Origin of the sequence: Pseudomonas sp. BP8 (assembly GCF_017875955.1) — a bacterium.
Taxonomy (GTDB): domain Bacteria; phylum Pseudomonadota; class Gammaproteobacteria; order Pseudomonadales; family Pseudomonadaceae; genus Aquipseudomonas.
This window is the reverse complement of the sequence record NZ_JAGINK010000001.1, coordinates 1532721-1550485: the sequence shown is the minus strand read 5'-3', so window position 1 is coordinate 1550485 and position 17765 is coordinate 1532721. Positions and strand designations below refer to the sequence as shown.

Sequence of the window (17765 nt, the reverse complement as noted above, 5' to 3'; positions counted from 1 at the left end):
CGCCGGGATTCGTCCCGGCGGCAAGGACGAACAAGCAGTAAGGGAATGATGTGAAGCGATGCTGTCCGCTGTCACCGCTGTTGCTTGGAGCCCTCGGGCTCCTGGCCTTCCAACTTCACCCGGCCGCCCTCGCGGCCGATGACATCGAACCCCAACTGCGCACAATCGGGCCATCGCTGTTACGCGATGCGCCCGACGCCGTGCCTGCGCGGGCGCCGCTCGGGCAGTCCGCCGAGGTTGGCGACCGGCTCGGCCTCGACGAGGCAGTACTGGTCGCGGCGCAGTGGCACCCAAGCCTTGCCGAAGCAGTCGGCAACCTCTACAAGCAGGGCGAAGGAATCAATGTCGCCCGTGCCGGTTATTACCCTCAGATTTCAGGCGGCGTGCGCGCCGGCTACGACACCGGCAACGGTGCCGACCGTGGCAGCCAGGCCTTCAACCTGTCGCTCAAACAGATGCTGTACGACTTTGGCAAAGTCGACTACGCCGTCAATGCTGCGCGCGCCGCCGCCGCACGCGCCCAGGCCAACATTTTGCTGGTACTCGACGAACTGGCCCGCGACACGGCCTACGCCTGGATCGAGACACGCCGCTACGAACAGCTGATGGTCATCGCCCGCGATCAGATCCGCGGCGTCGGCGACATCGTCGGGCTGGCCCGCCAGCGCAGCGACATGGGCGCCAGTGCCCGCTCCGACACGGTCCAGGCCGAGTCGCGGGTAGAAGGCGCCAGGGCGACCTTCGAGGAATACCAGGCGCAGTATCAGCGCTGGCGTTCGACACTCGCAGCGTTGCTCGGGCGCATCTCGCCGCCGGCCTTGGCCGAGGAACCACCGGCGCAGCTATCAGGCGCCTGCACGCGCTCGATGGAAGGCGATGATCGCTTGCCCGCGGTATTGATGGCCCTGGCCCAGCGTGCGCAGTCCCAGGCCGAACTGGCTCAGGCCAAGGCCGAAGCCTACCCGACCCTGTCGTTGCAGCCACAACTCACCCACTACCTGGACAACGAGTACGACCGCGACAACTCGCGGCTCGACCGCACCCAGGCCGGCATTTACCTGAACCTTGAAGTACCGATCTATCAAGGCGGGGCGATCAGCGCACGCACGCGCGCCGCCGGCCATGCACTGACCTCCGCCGATGCCGCCGAAGACGCCGCGCGCCTGCAGGCACGCCGCGGCCTGGCCGAAGCCAAGGCGCAGACCGCGGGCCTCGGCCGACGCCTGCGCTCGCTCGAGGCACGCCAGGTCAGCATCCAGGAAGCGCGCATGCTCTATGGCCGGCAATACCTGGACTTGGGTACCCGGCCCCTGCTCGACCTGCTCAATGCCGAACAGGAGATCTACCAGTCGCGCTTCGAGCTCGCTGGCACCCGCTCCGACCTGCTGCGACTCGACATCGATTGCCTGTACAACAGCAGTGCGCTGCGCTCGGCCTTTGGCCTTGAGGGTCGCAGCCTGCAAGGCGTGGAGATTCAACCATGACTGATGCCGTCAACCTGACCCAGCAACCGCAACAGGCCGCAGCCGCACCACCGCCGCCGCGCGCCGATCTCGGGCCGTGGCTGGAGGTAATGCTGCAAGTCGCCCACCACTACCGCCTGGACGTCTCGCCGCAGCGCATTCGCCTGGCGGCGGTCGAGGACGCCCGGCCGCTGGATGAGATCCTCCGGCACATGGCACGCCAAGCCGGCCTGACCCTGCGTTTCGTGCGTTTCGATGCCAAGGGCCTGCGCCAATGGCGCACACCGATGGTGCTCGAACTCGACGATGGGCAACTGGCCGTGGTCGAAGCGGTCACCGAGCAAAACGACCTGGCGGTGGTGTTCGCTGGCGACCAAGGGCTGACCTCACGCATTGAGCGCGAGGCCCTCACCGGGCGCATCGTGCGGGTTGCCCTGCTGCGCCCGGCACGACCACTGCGCGATGTGCGCACCGACGATTACACCGCGCCTTATGACCGCCACTGGTTTGCCCGCATCGTCCTGCGCGACCTGCGCCCCTACGGGCAGGTGATGGTCGCTTCGATGGTGGCCAACGTGCTGGCCTTGGCCGGCGTGCTGTTCTCCATGCAGGTGTATGACCGGGTGATCCCCGCCGAATCGATGCCTACGCTGTATGTGCTGTTCGGCGGTGTGGTACTGGCCCTGATATTCGATTTCAGCATGCGCCTGTTGCGCCTGAAGGTCACCGACCTGCTCGGCAAGCGGGCCGACCTGCGCATCTCGGACCTGGTCTTCGGCCACGCGCTGCGCCTGCGCAACTCGGTGCGGCCGAAATCCACCGGCTCGTTCATCTCGCAGTTGCGCGAGCTGGAACAGATTCGCGACCTGATCACCTCAAGCACCGCCACCGCCCTGGCCGACCTGCCGTTCTTCCTGCTGTTCCTGCTGGTGTTCTGGCTGATCGGCGGGGTGCTGGTGGTCATTCCGCTGGTGGCCCTGATCGCCATGATTCTGCCCGGCCTGCTCGCCCAGCGACGGCTGGCGCGGCTGGCCAACGCCTCGATGCGTGAGTCGGCGCTGCGCAACGCCATGCTGGTGGAGAGCATCCAGGGCCTGGATGAAATCAAGGCACTGCAGGCCGAAGCGCGCTTCGAGCGTCAGTGGAACCAGTACAACGCCGCCTGCGCCCATAGCAACCTGCGCCTGCGCACCCTCACCAACGGCCTGGTGACCTGGACCCAGAACGTCCAGGGCGCGGTGTTCGCCGTGGTGATCGTGGTCGGTGCGCCGATGGTCATCGCCGGCGACCTGACCACCGGTAGCCTGGTAGCCGCCTCGATGCTGGCTTCGCGGATGATGGCGCCGATGGCCCAGCTGACCCACGTGCTGACCCGCTGGCAACAAGCCAAGGTCGCCCTCGAAGGGCTGGACAAGCTCATGCAGTCGCCGGTGGACCACCCTGAAGGCGAAGCCCGCGTGCACCTGCCGGCCATCCGCGGCGAGTACCAGTTGCGCCAGGCCAACTTCCGCTACAGCGCGGAGGCGCCGCCGTCCTTGAGCATCAACCAGTTGAACATCCAGCCGGGTGAACGCATCGCCGTGCTGGGGCGCAACGGCGCCGGGAAATCCACCCTGCTGCAGGCCCTTGGCGGGGCGATGGACCTGGTCCAGGGCGAGATCACCCTGGACGGTATCGCCCTCGCCCACCTCGACCCGGCCGATCTGCGCCGCGACGTCGGCCTGCTGCCGCAATACGCCCGGCTGTTCCACGGCACCCTGCGCGAGAACCTCACCCTTGGCGCGGGGCAGGCCAGCGACCAGGAGCTGGTGGCCGCGCTGGCCGCGACCGGCGCGCTGGAGTTCGTCCGGCAACTGCCCAAGGGCATGGACCATCTGGTGCTTGAGGGCGGCACCGGGCTATCCGGTGGCCAACGCCAGGCGTTGGTGCTGACCCGCCTGCTGGTGCGCCAGCCGCAAGTGCTACTGCTCGATGAACCAACGGCCTCGCTGGATGACGTCACCGAGCGCAGGTTGCTCGACAACCTCGAGCGCTTCAGCCAGGGCCGCACCCTGGTGATCGCCACCCACCGCATGAGTGTGCTGCAGCGGGTCGACCGGATCATTGTGCTCGATGGCGGGCGGATCATCATCGACGACAGCCGCGACGCCGCTCTGGCGCGCTTGAGTCAAGGAGCCAAAGCATGAGTGCCGATCAACTTCCGGCTTCTTATCTGGATGGCCAGGATGACCACGCGGTGTTGCGCGCCGGTCGCCTGATCAGCGTGTGCGCAATCATGCTGGCGCTGTTTCTGGCCTGGGCTGCGTGGTTCGAGGTGGTCGAAGTGTCGACCGGCACCGGCAAGGTAATCCCCAGCTCGCGTGAGCAGGTGATCCAGTCGTTCGAAGGCGGCATCGTCGCCGCCATGAACGTTGCCGAAGGCGATCTGGTCGAGCGCGGGCAGATCCTCGCCCAGCTCGACCCGACCAAGACCTCCTCCAGCGTTGGCGAAAGCGAGGCCAAGTACCGCGCGGCGCTGGCCAGTGTCAGCCGGTTGCGCGCGGAGGTCACCGGCAAGCCCCTGACCTTCCCCGCCAGCCTGAACGATTCGCCTGACCTGATCGAGGCCGAGCAGGCGCTCTATCAGACCCGGCGGCGAGGCTTGGAGCAGACCCTGGCCGGGATCGAGGACTCGCTGCGGTTGGTCCGCAGCGAGCTGAAGATCACCGAGAACCTGGCCAAGATGGGCGCATCGAGCAGGGTCGAGGTGATTCGCCTCAACCGCCAGCGATCGGAGCTCGAGCTCAAGGCCAACGAGGCACGCTCGGATTATCTGGTGCGCGCCCGCGAAGACCTGGCCAAGGCCAGCGCCGAGGCCGACAGCCTGTCGCAGGTGATCCGTGGCCGCAACGATTCACTGACCCGGCTGACCCTGCGTTCGCCGGTGCGCGGTATCGTCAAGGACATCGAGGTCAATACCCTGGGCGGTGTCGTCCAACCTGGCGGACAGGTGATGAAGATCGTACCGATGGACGAGCGCCTGGTGATCGAGACCCGCATCGCGCCACGGGACATTGCCTTTATCCATCCTGACCAGGCAGCCAAGGTCAAGATCAGTGCCTATGACTACTCGGTGTATGGCGGGCTGGAGGGCAAGGTGGTCGGGATCTCGCCGGATACCTTGCAGGATGAGGTCAAGCCGGAGATCTACTACTACCGGGTGTTTATCCGCACCGAACAGGACAGCCTGCAGAACAAGGCCGGCAAACGCTTTGCGATTGTCCCTGGGATGATTGCCACGGTGGATATTCGCACGGGGCAGAAGACCATTCTCGATTACCTGATCAAGCCGCTGAATCGGGCCAAGGAGGCGCTGCGCGAGCGGTGATCGCCGGGGCTGGGTTTTGTCCTGCCAGTACTGGCCTCTTCGCGATCCGACGTGCCCCGCGAAGAGGCCGGTAGATCCACCCGACAATCCGCCTAAAGCCTCGCTCCAGCAGGCCGATAACCCTGGCATCCTCTCTTTTTCAAACAGACCCAAAGGTTGCCCATGGCCACGCAAAATGCCCGCGCGGACTCGTTGTCCCTGCTGCTCTTCACCTTGCGTAGCGGCAAGCTGATGGCTATCAACCTGCTCAAGGTCAGCGAGATTATCACCTGCCCGGCGCTGACCAAGCTGCCCGAGTCGCACCCCCACGTCAAAGGCGTGGCAACCCTGCGTGGCAACTCGCTGTCAGTCATCGACCTGTCGCGTGCCATCGGCGAGCGGCCACTGGCCGACCCCGACGGCGGCTGCCTGATCGTCACCGAGATCAGCCGCTCGCGCCAAGGCCTGCACGTGCAGGCGGTGAGCCGTATCGTCCATTGCCTGAGCACCGACATCAAGCCGCCACCGTTCGGCTCGGGCAACCGCTCGTTCATCACCGGCGTGACCCGGGTCGACAACGCCCTGGTGCAGGTGCTGGATATCGAAAAGGTCATCCACGCCATTGCACCACCGCCGCACGAGGCGCAGCCCGGCGCTCTCAGCGAGGAAGACGCCAGCTTGCTCGCCGCCGCCAATATTCTCGTGGTCGATGACAGCCACGTGGCCCTGCAACAGTCCGTGCATACCCTGCGCGGCCTGGGCATCGACTGCCACACCGCACGCAGTGCCAAAGACGCGATCAACGTCCTGCTGGAACTGCAAGGGACCGACAAGGAGATCAACATCATCGTTTCCGACATCGAGATGTCGGAAATGGACGGCTACGCGTTTACCCGCACCCTGCGCGAAACGCCGGACTTCCAGCACCTGTATGTGTTGCTGCACACCTCGCTGGACAGCGCCATGAGCAGCGAGAAAGCCAAGACTGCAGGGGCCAATGCGATCCTGACCAAGTTCTCTTCGCCAGACCTGACCGATTGCCTGGTGACGGCAGCGCGCAGCGTGGTATTCGCCGAGCACTGATGCTGGCTATGGGGCCCGATGGCTTTTGTCAGTAGGGACAATCTGACGACGCTGATATATTCAGCGACAAACTCCCAGACTTGATGCCTGGGATGTCTGGGGCATAATTCATGTCCTTCAGCTGTCTTTTGTCGGTACCGTGTATGAAGTTTTCCCGCTACCTCCTGATCGCCTGCGCCCTGTTCAGCGGGGTCGCGCAAGCCTCCAGCAGTCAGGCCTGGAACGAGTATCGCCAACAGATGCTCAAGGACTGCCTGGCCGCCAGCCAGCTCAAGGACGCCCACGCCCGTGGCAAGCCGGCCGAGTTCGATGACCGGGTCGGTTTCAGCGTCTTGCTGATCGAAGGCGTCTATCCGCAGAAGCACATGAAGCGAGCCACCGGCACCGAGCTGTGCCTTTACGATCGCCAGCACAAGCAGGCCTTCGTCAGCGAGTGGAAACCGGGCGCCTGAGTGAACGAGTCGATCCGTTTTGCCTGCACCGGCTGTGGCAAATGCTGCACCGGCCATCATGTCCCGCTGACCTTGGCTGAGTCGCGCCAGTGGGCCGCTGCGGGCGGCCAGGTGGTGGTGTTGATCGAAGGGTTCCTCGCCGATGGCCCGGGCATGCCGCCCGAGCAACGCGAGCATGTTCACGGCCGCTCGCACCCGGTCAGTTGCGGCGCCGCCGAACTGCGCGTGTCGGTGACGTTTGCGGCGTTCAACCCGGGGCGCTGTCGCAACCTCGACGAACACGACCTGTGCACGATCTACGACACGCGGCCGCTGGTCTGTCGTATCTATCCGGCAGAGATCAACCCGCACCTGCCGTTACGCCCGGAAAACAAGGATTGCCCGGCAGAAGCCTGGGGCCAGGGTCCGGAGCTGATCCATGGCCAGGTACTGGCCGATCCGCAGCTGGTCGCGCTGATCGCTGCCTCGCGTCAGGCAGACCGCGACGACATTGCGGCCAAGGTTGCGATCTGCCAGGCGCTGGGCATGACCACCAGTGCGCTCAAGGGCAAGGGCTTTACCGCGTATCTGCCCGACATGGGTGCTTTTGCCAGCGCACTGGCGCAGACGCTGGCTGAGCAGGGCAGTGCCTGGAGCCTGCATGTGGCGACTCCTGACCTGGCCGAAAGCCTTGCAGCGCATGGCCTTGACACGACCACCGAGACGCCGGTGTATTACGCCTACATCGGCTTCTAGGGCGGCATCACAATCCTGTAGGAGCGGGCTTGTCCCGCGAAGAGGCCAGCCCGGTCACAGTGGTGTATGGGATCGGCTAAATTGCCGAAACTGTCAGCGCTGTCAGCCAGGCGTCACCCTCCCGACCCGATCAAAGCGCTATAAGCTTGCATAGACCCCACTGTTTTCCCACCGGTGCCCGACCTGATGCGACGCTCCTCCCGCTCTGTAGTGTTTGCCGCCCTGGCGATTATTCTGCTGGTGGCCTTGGGCTGGTGGCTGACTCAGCGCCAGGCCGCACCCGTGGCCCGCAGCCAGAACGCAGTGCCGGTACGGGTGATCAGCGTCACCGAGCAAGACGTGCCGCGCTACGCCAGCGCCATCGGCTCGGTGCTGTCGCTGCACAGCGTCGAGATCCGCCCGCAGGTCGAAGGGGTGCTGACCCAGGTGCTGGTCAAGGAAGGCCAATGGGTCAAACAGGGCGACCTGCTCGCCACCCTCGATGACCGCTCGATCCGCGCCAGCCTCGACCAGGCCCGCGCCCTGCTCGGCCAGAGCCAGGCGCAGTTGCAAGTCGCCGCGGTCGACCTCAAGCGCTATCGCCTGCTCAGCAGCGACGACGGCGTCTCCAAGCAGACCCTCGACCAGCAGCAGGCGCTGGTCAAGCAATTGCAGGCCACCGGCAAGGGTAACCAGGCGGCCATCGCCAATGCCCAGGTGCAACTGTCATACACGCAGATTCGCTCACCGGTAACCGGCCGGGTCGGCATTCGCAATGTAGACCCCGGTAATCTGGTGCGTGCCAGCGATACCCAGGGCCTGTTCAGCGTGACTCAGATCGACCCGATCGGCATCGAGTTCGCCCTGCCGCAACAGATGCTGCCCACCCTGCAAAAACTGCTCACGGCTGCCACCCCGGCCGTCGTCCAGGCCTACCTCGATGCCGAAGGCGAAAGCCGCCTGCTCGGCGAAGGCTACCTGGCGTTGATCGACAACCAGATCTCAGCCACCACCGGCACCCTGCGGGTCAAGGCCGAGTTCGACAACAAGGACGGCCTGCTCTGGCCTGGCCAACTGGTGACCATCAAGCTGCAGACGGCGCTCGACCAGCGCGCATTGGTGGTTCCGCCACCGGTGGTCCAGCGCGGTGTCGACGGCCACTTCGTCTACCGCCTGGACGGCGACAAGGTTACCAGTGTGCCGGTCAAGGTTCTGTTCCAGGACAGCACCCTGAACATCATTGCCGGGGTCAAGGCCGGTGACACGCTGGTGCTCGACGGCCAGTCGCGGCTAAAGCCCGGGGCCAGGGTCGAAGTGCTCGGCGATGCCCCCGGCAGCGCCGAGATGGCCGACCACAAGGCGCAGCCATGAACAGTCGCAATGGCCTCTCGGCCTGGTGCATCGACCATCCGGTGGCCACCCTGCTATTGACCTTTGCCCTGGTCCTGCTGGGTGCCATCGCCTTCCCTCGCCTGCCGGTGGCGCCGTTGCCGGAGGCAGATTTCCCGACCATCCAGGTCACCGCGCAACTGCCTGGGGCCAGCCCCGAAACCATGGCCTCCTCGGTGGCAACACCGCTCGAGGTGCAGTTCAGCGCCATCCCCGGCATGACCCAGATGACCAGCAGCAGCGCGCTGGGTTCGACCAACCTGATCCTCCAGTTCAGCCTCGACAAGAATATCGACACCGCCGCGCAGGAAGTCCAAGCGGCGATCAATACCGCCACCTCGCGCCTGCCGCAGGACCTGCCCAACCCACCGACCTGGCGCAAGGTCAACCCGGCGGACAGCCCGGTGCTGGTGCTTACCGTCAGTTCTGCGCAAATGCCCGGGCACGAACTCAGCGACTACGCCGAGACCCTCCTCGCGCGCCAGCTGAGCCAGATCGACGGGGTCGGCCTGATCAACATCTCCGGGCAACTGCGCCCGGCCATCCGCGTTCAGGCCCAGCCGGAGAAACTCGCCGCCATCGGCCTGACCCTGGCCGACCTGCGCCTGGCCGTTCAGCAGACCAGCCTCAACCTGGCCAAGGGCGCGTTGTATGGCGAGCACAGCGTGTCGACGATTGCCGCCAACGACCAGTTGTTCCATCCCGAGGACTACGCTCGGCTGATTGTCTCCTACCGCGACGGTGCCCCGGTGCACCTGTCGGATGTCGCCAAGGTGATTCAGGGCGCCGAGAACGCCTACGTCAAGTCATGGTCCGGCGATCAGCCAGGGCTCAACCTGGTGGTGTTCCGCCAGCCAGGGGCGAACATCGTCGAGACCGTCGACCGCGTGCTCGAAGCGTTGCCACGGCTGCAAGAGATGCTGCCGGCCTCGGTCGAGGTGTCGGTGCTGCAGGACCGCACGCAGACCATCCGCGCCTCGCTGCACGAGGTCGAGCTGACCCTGCTGATCGCGGTGATCCTGGTCATCGGGGTGATGGCACTGTTTCTTCGCCAGTGGTCGGCGACCCTGGTGGTGTCGAGCGTGCTTGGCGTATCGCTGATCGCCACTTGCGCCCTGATGTACATTTTCGGTTTCAGCCTGAACAACCTGACCCTGGTGGCCATCGTCATCTCGGTGGGCTTCGTGGTCGATGACGCCATCGTGGTGGTGGAAAACATCCACCGTCACCTGGAGGCCGGCGACGACAGCCGCACCGCGGCGATCAAGGGCGCGGGTGAAATCGGCTTCACGGTAATCTCGATCAGTTTCTCGCTGATCGCCGCCTTTATTCCGCTGCTGTTCATGGGCGGGGTGGTTGGCCGGCTGTTCAAGGAGTTTGCCCTGACCGCCACCTCGACCATCCTGATTTCGGTGGTGGTGTCGCTGACCCTGGCGCCGACACTCTGTGCGCTGTTCATGCGCCAGGCGCCCAAGGCGCATCAGGATGGCTTCGGCGAGCGCCTGGTGCGCTGGTACGAGAAAGGCCTGAACCGCGCCCTCGCCCATCAGCGCCTGACCCTCACCGTGTTCGGCCTGACCCTGGCGCTGGCCGTGGTCGGTTACGTAGCGATCCCCAAGGGCTTCTTCCCGCTGCAAGACACCGGTTTCATCCTTGGTACCAGTGAGGCTGCGGCCGACGTCTCGTACCCGGCGATGATCGACAAACACCAGGCACTGGCCAAGGTCATCGGCGCCGACCCCGCGGTACGCGCTTTCTCGCATGCCGTGGGGGTGACCGGCAACAACCAGACCATCGCCAACGGCCGCTTCTGGATCGCGCTGAAACCGCGCGGCGAGCGCGACGTCTCGGCCAGTGAGCTGATCGATCGGCTACGGCCCAAGCTGGCCCAGATCCCCGGGGTGGTGCTGTACATGCGTGCTGGCCAGGACATCAACCTCAGCTCCGGCCCGTCGCGCACCCAGTACCAGTACGTGCTCAAGAGCAACGACGGTGTCGCGCTCAACCTGTGGACCCAGCGCCTGACCGAGCGCCTGCGCGAAAACCCGGCCCTGCGCGACCTGTCCAACGACCTGCAGCTGGGGGCCAGCGTCACCCGGATCGACATCGACCGCCAGGCCGCCGCGCGTTTCGGCTTGACCACCAACGACATCGACCAAGCGCTGTACGACGCCTTCGGCCAACGCCAGATCAGCGAATTCCAGACCGAGACCAACCAGTACAAAGTGATTCTCGAACTGGACGCGCGCCAGCGCGGCAAGGCCGAGAGCCTCAACTACTTCTACCTGCGCTCGCCGCTGAGCAACGACATGGTGCCGCTGTCGGCCGTGGCCCACGTTGCCGCGCCCAGTACCGGGCCGCTGTCGATCGCCCATGACGGGCTGTTCCCGGCGGCCAACCTGTCGTTCAACCTGGCCCCAGGCGTGGCCCTCGGGGATGCCGTGCGCATCCTTGAACAGACCCAACGCGAACTGGGCATGCCCGACTCGATCAGTGGCAACTTCCAGGGCGCAGCGCAGGCGTTCCAGAGTTCGCTGTCGAGCCAGCCGTGGCTGATCCTCGCTGCACTGGTAGCGGTGTACATCATCCTTGGCGTGCTCTACGAGAGCTTCGTCCACCCCCTGACGATCATCTCCACCCTGCCCTCGGCCGGGCTCGGGGCGCTGATCCTGCTCTGGGCGATGGGCCAGGATTTCAGCATCATGGGCCTGATCGGCGTGGTGCTGCTGATCGGCATCGTCAAGAAGAACGGCATCCTGCTCATCGACTTTGCCCTGGACGCCCAGCGCCAGCATGGCTTGACCCCCGAGCAGGCGATTCACCAGGCCTGCCTGACCCGCTTCAGGCCGATCATCATGACTACCCTGGCCGCCCTGCTCGGCGCGGTGCCGCTGATGTTCGGCTTTGGTACCGGCGCCGAACTGCGCCAGCCGCTGGGCATCGCGGTGGTCGGCGGATTATTGGTGAGCCAGGCGCTGACGCTGTTCACGACGCCGGTCATATACTTGGCCCTGGAGCGTCTGTTCCATCGCCGCCAGCCCGCCGTTGCGGCCGCGCCGAACGCCAGTTGAGACAAAAGCATGCGTGTACTGATCATCGAAGACGAAGAAAAAACCGCCGACTACCTGCACCGTGGCCTGAGTGAACAAGGCTTTGCCGTCGACCTCGCCCGCGATGGTATCGACGGCCTGCACATGGCCCTCGAAGGCGACTACGCGGTGATCGTCCTCGACGTCATGCTGCCGGGCCTGGACGGCTATGGCGTGCTGCGTGCGCTGCGCGCGCGCAAGCAGACGCCGGTGATCATGCTGACCGCCCGTGAGCGGGTCGAAGACCGCATCCGCGGCCTGCGCGAAGGCGCCGACGACTACCTCGGCAAGCCGTTCTCGTTTCTCGAACTGGTCGCCCGCCTGCAGGCCCTGACCCGCCGCAGCAGCAGCCACGAGCCGTTGCAGGTGCAGGTCGGCGATTTGTGGATCGACCTGATCAGCCGCAAGGCCAGCCGCGCCGGCCTGCGCCTGGAGCTGACCGCCAAGGAATTCTCGCTGCTCAGCGTGCTGGCGCGGCGCCAAGGCGAGATCCTGTCCAAGACGGCCATCGCCGAGCTGGTCTGGGACATCAATTTCGACAGCGACGCGAACGTCGTCGAGGTCGCCATAAAACGCCTGCGCGCCAAGCTCGACGGGCCGTTTGAAAACAAGCTGCTGCATACCATTCGAGGCATGGGCTATGTTCTGGAAAACCGTGCCGGCTAACTCCATCGCGCTGCGCCTGGCGGCGCTGTTCATGCTGGTGGCGATGGCGGTATTTTTGCTGATCGGCGCGGCGCTGTACCGCCAGGTCGACCGCAGCCTCGACCTGCTGCCGGCCGCCGAACTGGACGCGCGCTACAGCGTGCTCGAGTCGACCCTCAACCGCTTCGGTAACGCCGAGCACTGGGCCAAGATCCACAACAAGCTGAACCTGCTCGCTGAAGAAGACCGGCGCATCCGCTTCTGGGTGGTCAGCAGCGACCCGACCTTCGAGTACGGCCAGCCCACCGAGCAGCTGCGTCAGCTCGCCGAAGGCCCACAGGGCATGCGCGACCTGCGTCTGGCCGACAGCCCCTACCCGTACAAAGTGCTGGTCAGCGAGCTGCCCGCGCTGGGGGAGCGGCCGGCACTGCACTTCATGATCGGCATCGATACCGAGACGTTCTGGCAGGCCCAGCACAGCCTGCTGGTGGCCATCGTCGGCCTGGCGGTGCTCGGCGTGCTGCTGGCGGCTGTGCTGGGTTATTGGGTCGCGCGGATCGGCCTGCGACCGTTGCTGGCGTTGTCCAACGAAGCCCAGGCCCTGGCTCCGCCTCGCCTGGACGGGCGGCTGCAAACCCAGGCGCTGGCACCGGAGCTGGCGCAGTTTGCCAACGCCTTCAATGCCGCGCTGGATCGGGTCAGCCTGGCCTATTCGCGGCTCGAGGCGTTCAACGCCGATGTCGCCCACGAGCTGCGTTCTCCGCTGACCAATCTGATTGGTCAGACCCAGGTGGCCCTGACCCGCGGCCGCAGTGCCGAGCACTACTTCGAGGTCTTGCAATCGAACCTGGAAGAGCTCGAGCGCCTGCGCAGCATCATCAACGACATGCTGTTCCTGGCCAGCGCCGATCAAGGCAGCAAGGCCACTGCATTGACCCAGGCTTCGCTGGCCGAAGAAGTCGCCACCACCCTCGACTACCTCGACTACATCCTCGAAGACGCGCAGGTGCAAGTCACGGTCTGCGGTGATGCCCTGGCACCGATCGAGAAAGCCCAATTGCGCCGGGCGCTGATCAACCTGCTGAACAACGCCGTGCAGCACACCGCGCCCCACCAGGTCATCGCGGTGCACATCGAGGCCGGGCCCGAGCAGGTCAGCATCGCCGTGAGCAACCCCGGCCCGACCATTGCCGACGAGCACCTGGCCCTGCTGTTCGAACGCTTCTACCGGGTCGACGCTGCGCGCAGCAACCACGGCGGCAGTAACCACGGCCTGGGCCTGGCGATCGTCAAAGCCATCGCGCTGATGCACGGCGGCAGTGTCTTCGTGCGTAGCACGGGTGGCGCCAACACGTTCGGTATTTGCCTGCCAAACGCTCAAACACGCGGGTTTGCGGGCAAACTCTGAACTTTTCGACGCGTATCCTTACCTTTTGCGCAACAGTGCTTATCCCGCCAAGCGCTGTTTCTGCGATGTTATTGGGACTAACTTAGCCCTGTCTCCACTAACACTTGCCCCGCAAGAAGGTTGTTGCAAATGTCCAACAGTATGGGTGTTGCCAGCGTATTCGTTCTGTCTTCCCTGTTGTTGTCGCCCCTGGCCATGGCTGAAGAATCGCCGGCCTTTGTCGCTCGAAACGCAGCACTTGCCGCTGTTCACCAAGATGCACGTGAAGGCTATGCCGCACAGCAGGCAGAATCCGCAAAAGACGCACAGCAGACCGCTGCAAAGGTCGTCAAAGACGACAGTGCCGATAGCTGATCGGCGTTATCCCGAGGTTTACTTCGCCTTGGGACATGGCATGGGCGCATCCCCTGCCAATATGTTAGCCTCTAAAAGCCGCTGCCGATCAGCGGCTTTTTTTTATGTGTCGAAAGGTTCAGCCTGACTGTTACGAATCCCTCTAAAAAGATTTGCAATTCCGACAATAAAAACTGCACCACCGTCAGATAAAGGAGCTCTTACCGGTGACTTCCGCTTTTCGTTTCTCCCCGCTTTTCATTGCATTCGCCGCAACGATGCCACTCAGCGCACACGCCGATGAAGCCAAGGCTGAAGGCTTTGTTGAAGGCTCGTCGCTGAACCTGCATTTCCGCAATGCCTACTTCAACCGCAACAACCTCAATACCGGCGTACGTGACAACCGCGAGTGGGGCCAGGGCTTCCTCGCCCGCTTCGAGTCCGGTTACACCCCCGGCACACTAGGTTTCGGCCTCGACGCCCACGCCATGCTCGGCCTCAAGCTCGACGGCGGTGGCGGTTATGCCGGCACCAGCATCCTGCCTGAACACGTCAAGGATGATGGCGAGCTGGGCGCTGCGCCGCACTCGTTCTCCACTGCGGGGGCAGCGATCAAGCTCAAGGCGTTCGACACCGAACTCAAGGCCGGCGACCTGTTTCTGACCAACCCGGTGATCGCCGGTGGTGAGACGCGCATGTTGCCGCAGACCTTCCGCGGCGTCAGCCTGACCAACACCAGCGTGGACGGCCTGCTGCTCGAGGGCGGCCAGGTGAGCTTCACCAAGCCGTACAACCAGAGCGGTCATCGGCGCATCGATACCTACTATGGCGCGCTGCAAGACAATCGCGACAGCGACCACCTGAGCTGGGCGGGCGCGTCGTGGAGCGGCAGCGAGAACATCACCAGCAACCTGTATGCCGCCGAGCTGAAGGACATCTGGAATCAGTACTACGCCGACTTTGACTACACCTACGTGGTCAACGACCTGGTCAGCCTGAATCCGGGCGTGCACTTCTACCACACTCAGGACACCGGCCAGGCGCTGCTCGGCAGCATCGACAACAACACCTTCAGCCTGCACTTCACGGTCAATGCCGGTTATCACAGCATCACCGCCGCTTACCAGCGGGTGAATGGCGACACGCCGTTCGACTACATCAACCTGGGTGACAGCATTTACCTGGACAACTCGCGGATGTACTCGGACTTCAACGCCCCCAACGAGCGGTCGTGGAAGCTGCAGTATGGCTATGACTTCGCCGGTGTCGGTGTGCCGGGCCTGAGCTCGTCGCTGTCGTACTCGCGCGGTGAGGCCGACCTGACCAAGGCCGACCAGAACACCACCTACTACGACTACTACAACCCGCAAGGCAAGCACGCAACCCACTGGGAACGTGACCTGGATGTGAAGTACGTGTTCCAGCAAGGTCAGCTCAAAGACCTGTCGGTACTGCTGCGCTACGCCAGCCACCGCGCCAACCAGGCCTATGGCTCGGGGCAGGACAACGATGAACTGCGGGTGATCGTGGATTATCCACTGAACGTGTTCTGACCGATTGCCCTAGCGCCACTGGGGCCGCTGCGCGGCCCCAGCATTCTTGAATGTCTGCGCCAAGCGCTGCACCATCAGCTCATTCCGTCGGACAACCTGATTAAATCTTGTCCGACAATACCCGCTTCCCTACACTACCGCCGCCGCGAATCCGCCCTACCCTCAGGGACATGGAGGGACTTATGCAGTTGCGAGCATGACGTTACCCAATCGAGCACCGCGTTACGCCCTGTACAAGTCACACCCTGAACTGTTCCTCAACCTGGGCAGTTGTTTCGCCGTGCTCGCCATCCTCGCTATCGTCAGCTACCTGCTGGCCCGCGAGCGTGACAGCGTCGAGCAGTCGGCCATTCGCTCGTCGAGCAACATCGTCCAGCTGATCGAGAGCGATATCCTGCGCAACGTCGAACTCTACGATCAGTCGCTGCAAGGGCTGATCTGGGCGGTCGGGCGCAAGGAACTGCCAGAAGTGCCCAGCCAGCTGCGCCAGCGCCTGCTGTTCAATGAAGCCTTCGTCGATCGGCGCAAGGGCGATGTACTTTGGCTCGACCGCCAGGGCAACGTGGTCGGTGACTCGGCCAACAGCGTGCCGCGCCAGGCCAACTTCGGCGAAACCGGGGTGTTCAAGGCGCACATGCACAACCCCGACCTGGGCCTGCTGATCGGTCCGCCGTTCAGGGCCCAATTCGGTGACATGGAATGGTCGATCAGCTTCAGCCGGCGGATCAACGATGCGCAAGGCGCGTTTGCCGGCCTGGCTGCCGGGGCGTTGCGCCTGAGCTACTTCAGCGAGCTGTTCCAACGCCTGGACATCGGCAAGGACAGCAGCATCAATCTGTTCAATACCCAAGGGCAACTGCTGGCCCGCCAGCCCTCGCGTGCCGATGACCCGTTGATCGGTTCCGACTACAGCAAACGAGTGAACTTCCAGCGCATCCTCAGCGAGCACAGCGGTAATTTCACTGCCAAGTCAGGCGTCTCGGACGAACAACGCATGTTCACCTTCTCGCGGGTTGCCGACCTGCCGCTGATCGTACTGGTCGTGCATGGCAGCGATGAGGTGTTCGAGTCGTGGCGGCGCACGGCGATCGTGGTCAGCTTGGCCACCGGCGTACTGTGCATCGGTATCCTCTGGCTGACGCTGCTGCTTGGCCGCGAGCTGCGCCGTCGGCACGATGCCGAGCAAGGCTTGGCGACCCTGGCCGCGACCGATAGCCTGACCGGCCTGGCCAACCGGCGCCGACTCGACCAGGTGCTGCGCCAGGAATGGGCACGCGCCCAGCGCAATCGCAGGCCATTGGCGGTGCTCATGGTGGATGTCGACTACTTCAAGGCATTCAATCAGCGCCATGGCCATGCCGGTGGCGATCATGCCCTGCGCGAAGTAGCAAAGACCATCGAGCGCTGTATCCGCCGGCCGTCGGACCTGGCAGCGCGCTACGGGGGAGAGGAATTTCAGGTGGTGCTGCCGGAGACAGAATTGCCCGGCGCCTTGATGCTTGCAGAACGGATCAGGGCGGATGTGGCGGCGCTGGCGCCATTCGGTGCGGATACGCAACCGGTGACAGTCAGTATCGGTATCGGCCTGTACATGCCCGGCACCCAGCAAGACCTGACCGGACTGCTGGGTGAGGCGGATGAAGCCCTCTATCGGGCCAAGGCCGAAGGCCGTAACCGGATAGAGGGGCCGCTCGCTTAAGAGCGTGCGCGTGCGGCGTCACGCAGGGCTTTTACCTGGTCGTGATTACGCTGAACGCCTTGCAGCTGCTTTTCAACCAAGGTGTAGGTCGGATCACTCACGCTACGACCCAGCTTGACCAGCTTCTCACGAGCGTCCTTGTAGGCTTTGAGGGCATGGTCTTCGCCACGCTCAACTTCGTTGAGCACCGCCTCCTCGTCCTTGCCGGTGACCAGCGACTTGAGGTTGACCCAGCCACGGTGCAGGTCGCCGCTGAGGCTGGTAGAGGTTTCTGGATCGCCACCCAGACGACGCACTTCGCCTTGCAGCTCGGCGGCGGCGCTGGAGCACTCAGTGCCACGTTGGGCGAAGAACGCCTTCAGCTCTGGGTTTTTCACATCACCGGCAGACTCTTTGAAGCCTTTCTCGCCATCCTTGCTGAATTCGATGAGGTCGTTGAGAACGTCAATCACGTCTTTGTTTGGATTACTCATGGCTCAAACTCCTTGGCAGATGATAGTCCTAATGAATAGAGCAGCCTTCGTGCCAAGCCGCCGATAAAAAATAAAACTAATAAAATCAATGAGTTGAGTTTATGCGAGACAGAGGCCT

The 17765-nt window shown here is 64.0% G+C and carries 14 protein-coding genes; 13 read left to right on the top strand and 1 reads right to left on the bottom strand.

What is annotated here, in order from left to right; translation table 11 throughout:
• Positions 1–50 precede the first annotated feature (50 nt).
• The 13 genes from J3B00_RS06735 to J3B00_RS06675 all read left to right on the top strand — a co-directional run bounded on the left by J3B00_RS06735 (position 51) and on the right by J3B00_RS06675 (position 17174).
• On the top strand, positions 51–1484 hold the full coding sequence (locus J3B00_RS06735) for a TolC family outer membrane protein (protein WP_209865852.1): 1434 nt from the start codon (positions 51–53) through the stop codon (positions 1482–1484).
• Positions 1481–3649, top strand: a complete 2169-nt coding sequence (locus tag J3B00_RS06730; RefSeq protein ID WP_209865849.1) for a type I secretion system permease/ATPase — start codon at positions 1481–1483, stop codon at positions 3647–3649. Before J3B00_RS06735 ends, J3B00_RS06730 begins: the two co-directional genes overlap by 4 nt.
• Entirely contained in the window at positions 3646–4830 is a 1185-nt protein-coding gene (locus J3B00_RS06725) for an HlyD family type I secretion periplasmic adaptor subunit (RefSeq protein ID WP_209865846.1), read from the top strand. Before J3B00_RS06730 ends, J3B00_RS06725 begins: the two co-directional genes overlap by 4 nt.
• Before the next feature lie 162 nt (positions 4831–4992).
• Positions 4993–5892, top strand: coding sequence for a chemotaxis protein (locus J3B00_RS06720; protein WP_209865843.1), 900 nt, complete (start codon positions 4993–4995; stop codon positions 5890–5892).
• A gap of 143 nt (positions 5893–6035) precedes the next feature.
• Entirely contained in the window at positions 6036–6344 is a 309-nt protein-coding gene (locus J3B00_RS06715; RefSeq protein ID WP_209865840.1) for a hypothetical protein, read from the top strand.
• Positions 6345–7079, top strand: coding sequence for a YkgJ family cysteine cluster protein (locus J3B00_RS06710; RefSeq protein ID WP_209865838.1), 735 nt, complete (start codon positions 6345–6347; stop codon positions 7077–7079). It abuts the gene before it with no gap.
• Between the two features lie 186 nt (positions 7080–7265).
• Positions 7266–8429 carry an efflux RND transporter periplasmic adaptor subunit gene (locus tag J3B00_RS06705; protein WP_209865835.1) on the top strand — a complete coding sequence of 388 codons (1164 nt, stop codon included), beginning with the start codon at positions 7266–7268 and terminating at the stop codon, positions 8427–8429.
• Positions 8426–11518, top strand: coding sequence for a multidrug efflux RND transporter permease subunit (locus tag J3B00_RS06700; protein ID WP_209865832.1), 3093 nt, complete (start codon positions 8426–8428; stop codon positions 11516–11518). Before J3B00_RS06705 ends, J3B00_RS06700 begins: the two co-directional genes overlap by 4 nt.
• 9 nt (positions 11519–11527) lie before the next feature.
• Positions 11528–12202 (top strand): heavy metal response regulator transcription factor, encoded by a 675-nt coding sequence (locus J3B00_RS06695; RefSeq protein ID WP_209865829.1) that lies wholly within the window; start codon positions 11528–11530, stop codon positions 12200–12202.
• The gene (locus J3B00_RS06690; protein ID WP_209865826.1) at positions 12177–13589 is read left to right on the top strand and encodes a heavy metal sensor histidine kinase; all 1413 of its coding nucleotides are present in this window, start codon (positions 12177–12179) and stop codon (positions 13587–13589) included. The genes J3B00_RS06695 and J3B00_RS06690 overlap by 26 nt, the downstream gene beginning before the upstream one ends.
• A 129-nt stretch (positions 13590–13718) precedes the next feature.
• Complete coding sequence (locus J3B00_RS06685) at positions 13719–13943, top strand: hypothetical protein (RefSeq protein WP_209865823.1); 225 nt, start codon at positions 13719–13721, stop codon at positions 13941–13943.
• A 206-nt stretch (positions 13944–14149) separates the two neighbouring features.
• A complete protein-coding gene (locus tag J3B00_RS06680) occupies positions 14150–15475 on the top strand; it encodes an OprD family porin (RefSeq protein WP_209865820.1) in 1326 nt (441 codons plus the stop codon).
• A 196-nt stretch (positions 15476–15671) separates the two neighbouring features.
• Positions 15672–17174, top strand: coding sequence for a GGDEF domain-containing protein (locus J3B00_RS06675; protein WP_209865817.1), 1503 nt, complete (start codon positions 15672–15674; stop codon positions 17172–17174).
• Here the strand turns inward: J3B00_RS06675 and J3B00_RS06670 are convergent.
• Complete coding sequence (locus J3B00_RS06670) at positions 17171–17647, bottom strand: PA2169 family four-helix-bundle protein (protein ID WP_209865813.1); 477 nt, start codon at positions 17645–17647, stop codon at positions 17171–17173. The genes J3B00_RS06675 and J3B00_RS06670 overlap by 4 nt on opposite strands.
• Positions 17648–17765 lie beyond the last annotated feature (118 nt).

Coding starts and splice junctions, on each gene's coding strand:
- J3B00_RS06695 (WP_209865829.1), top strand. CDS start 11,528: ATGCGTGTACTGATCATCGAAGACGAAGAAAAAACCGCCGACTACCTG.
- J3B00_RS06705 (WP_209865835.1), top strand. CDS start 7,266: ATGCGACGCTCCTCCCGCTCTGTAGTGTTTGCCGCCCTGGCGATTATT.
- J3B00_RS06675 (WP_209865817.1), top strand. CDS start 15,672: ATGACGTTACCCAATCGAGCACCGCGTTACGCCCTGTACAAGTCACAC.
- J3B00_RS06690 (WP_209865826.1), top strand. CDS start 12,177: ATGTTCTGGAAAACCGTGCCGGCTAACTCCATCGCGCTGCGCCTGGCG.
- J3B00_RS06685 (WP_209865823.1), top strand. CDS start 13,719: ATGTCCAACAGTATGGGTGTTGCCAGCGTATTCGTTCTGTCTTCCCTG.
- J3B00_RS06720 (WP_209865843.1), top strand. CDS start 4,993: ATGGCCACGCAAAATGCCCGCGCGGACTCGTTGTCCCTGCTGCTCTTC.
- J3B00_RS06730 (WP_209865849.1), top strand. CDS start 1,481: ATGACTGATGCCGTCAACCTGACCCAGCAACCGCAACAGGCCGCAGCC.
- J3B00_RS06670 (WP_209865813.1), bottom strand. CDS start 17,647: ATGAGTAATCCAAACAAAGACGTGATTGACGTTCTCAACGACCTCATC.
- J3B00_RS06715 (WP_209865840.1), top strand. CDS start 6,036: ATGAAGTTTTCCCGCTACCTCCTGATCGCCTGCGCCCTGTTCAGCGGG.
- J3B00_RS06700 (WP_209865832.1), top strand. CDS start 8,426: ATGAACAGTCGCAATGGCCTCTCGGCCTGGTGCATCGACCATCCGGTG.
- J3B00_RS06725 (WP_209865846.1), top strand. CDS start 3,646: ATGAGTGCCGATCAACTTCCGGCTTCTTATCTGGATGGCCAGGATGAC.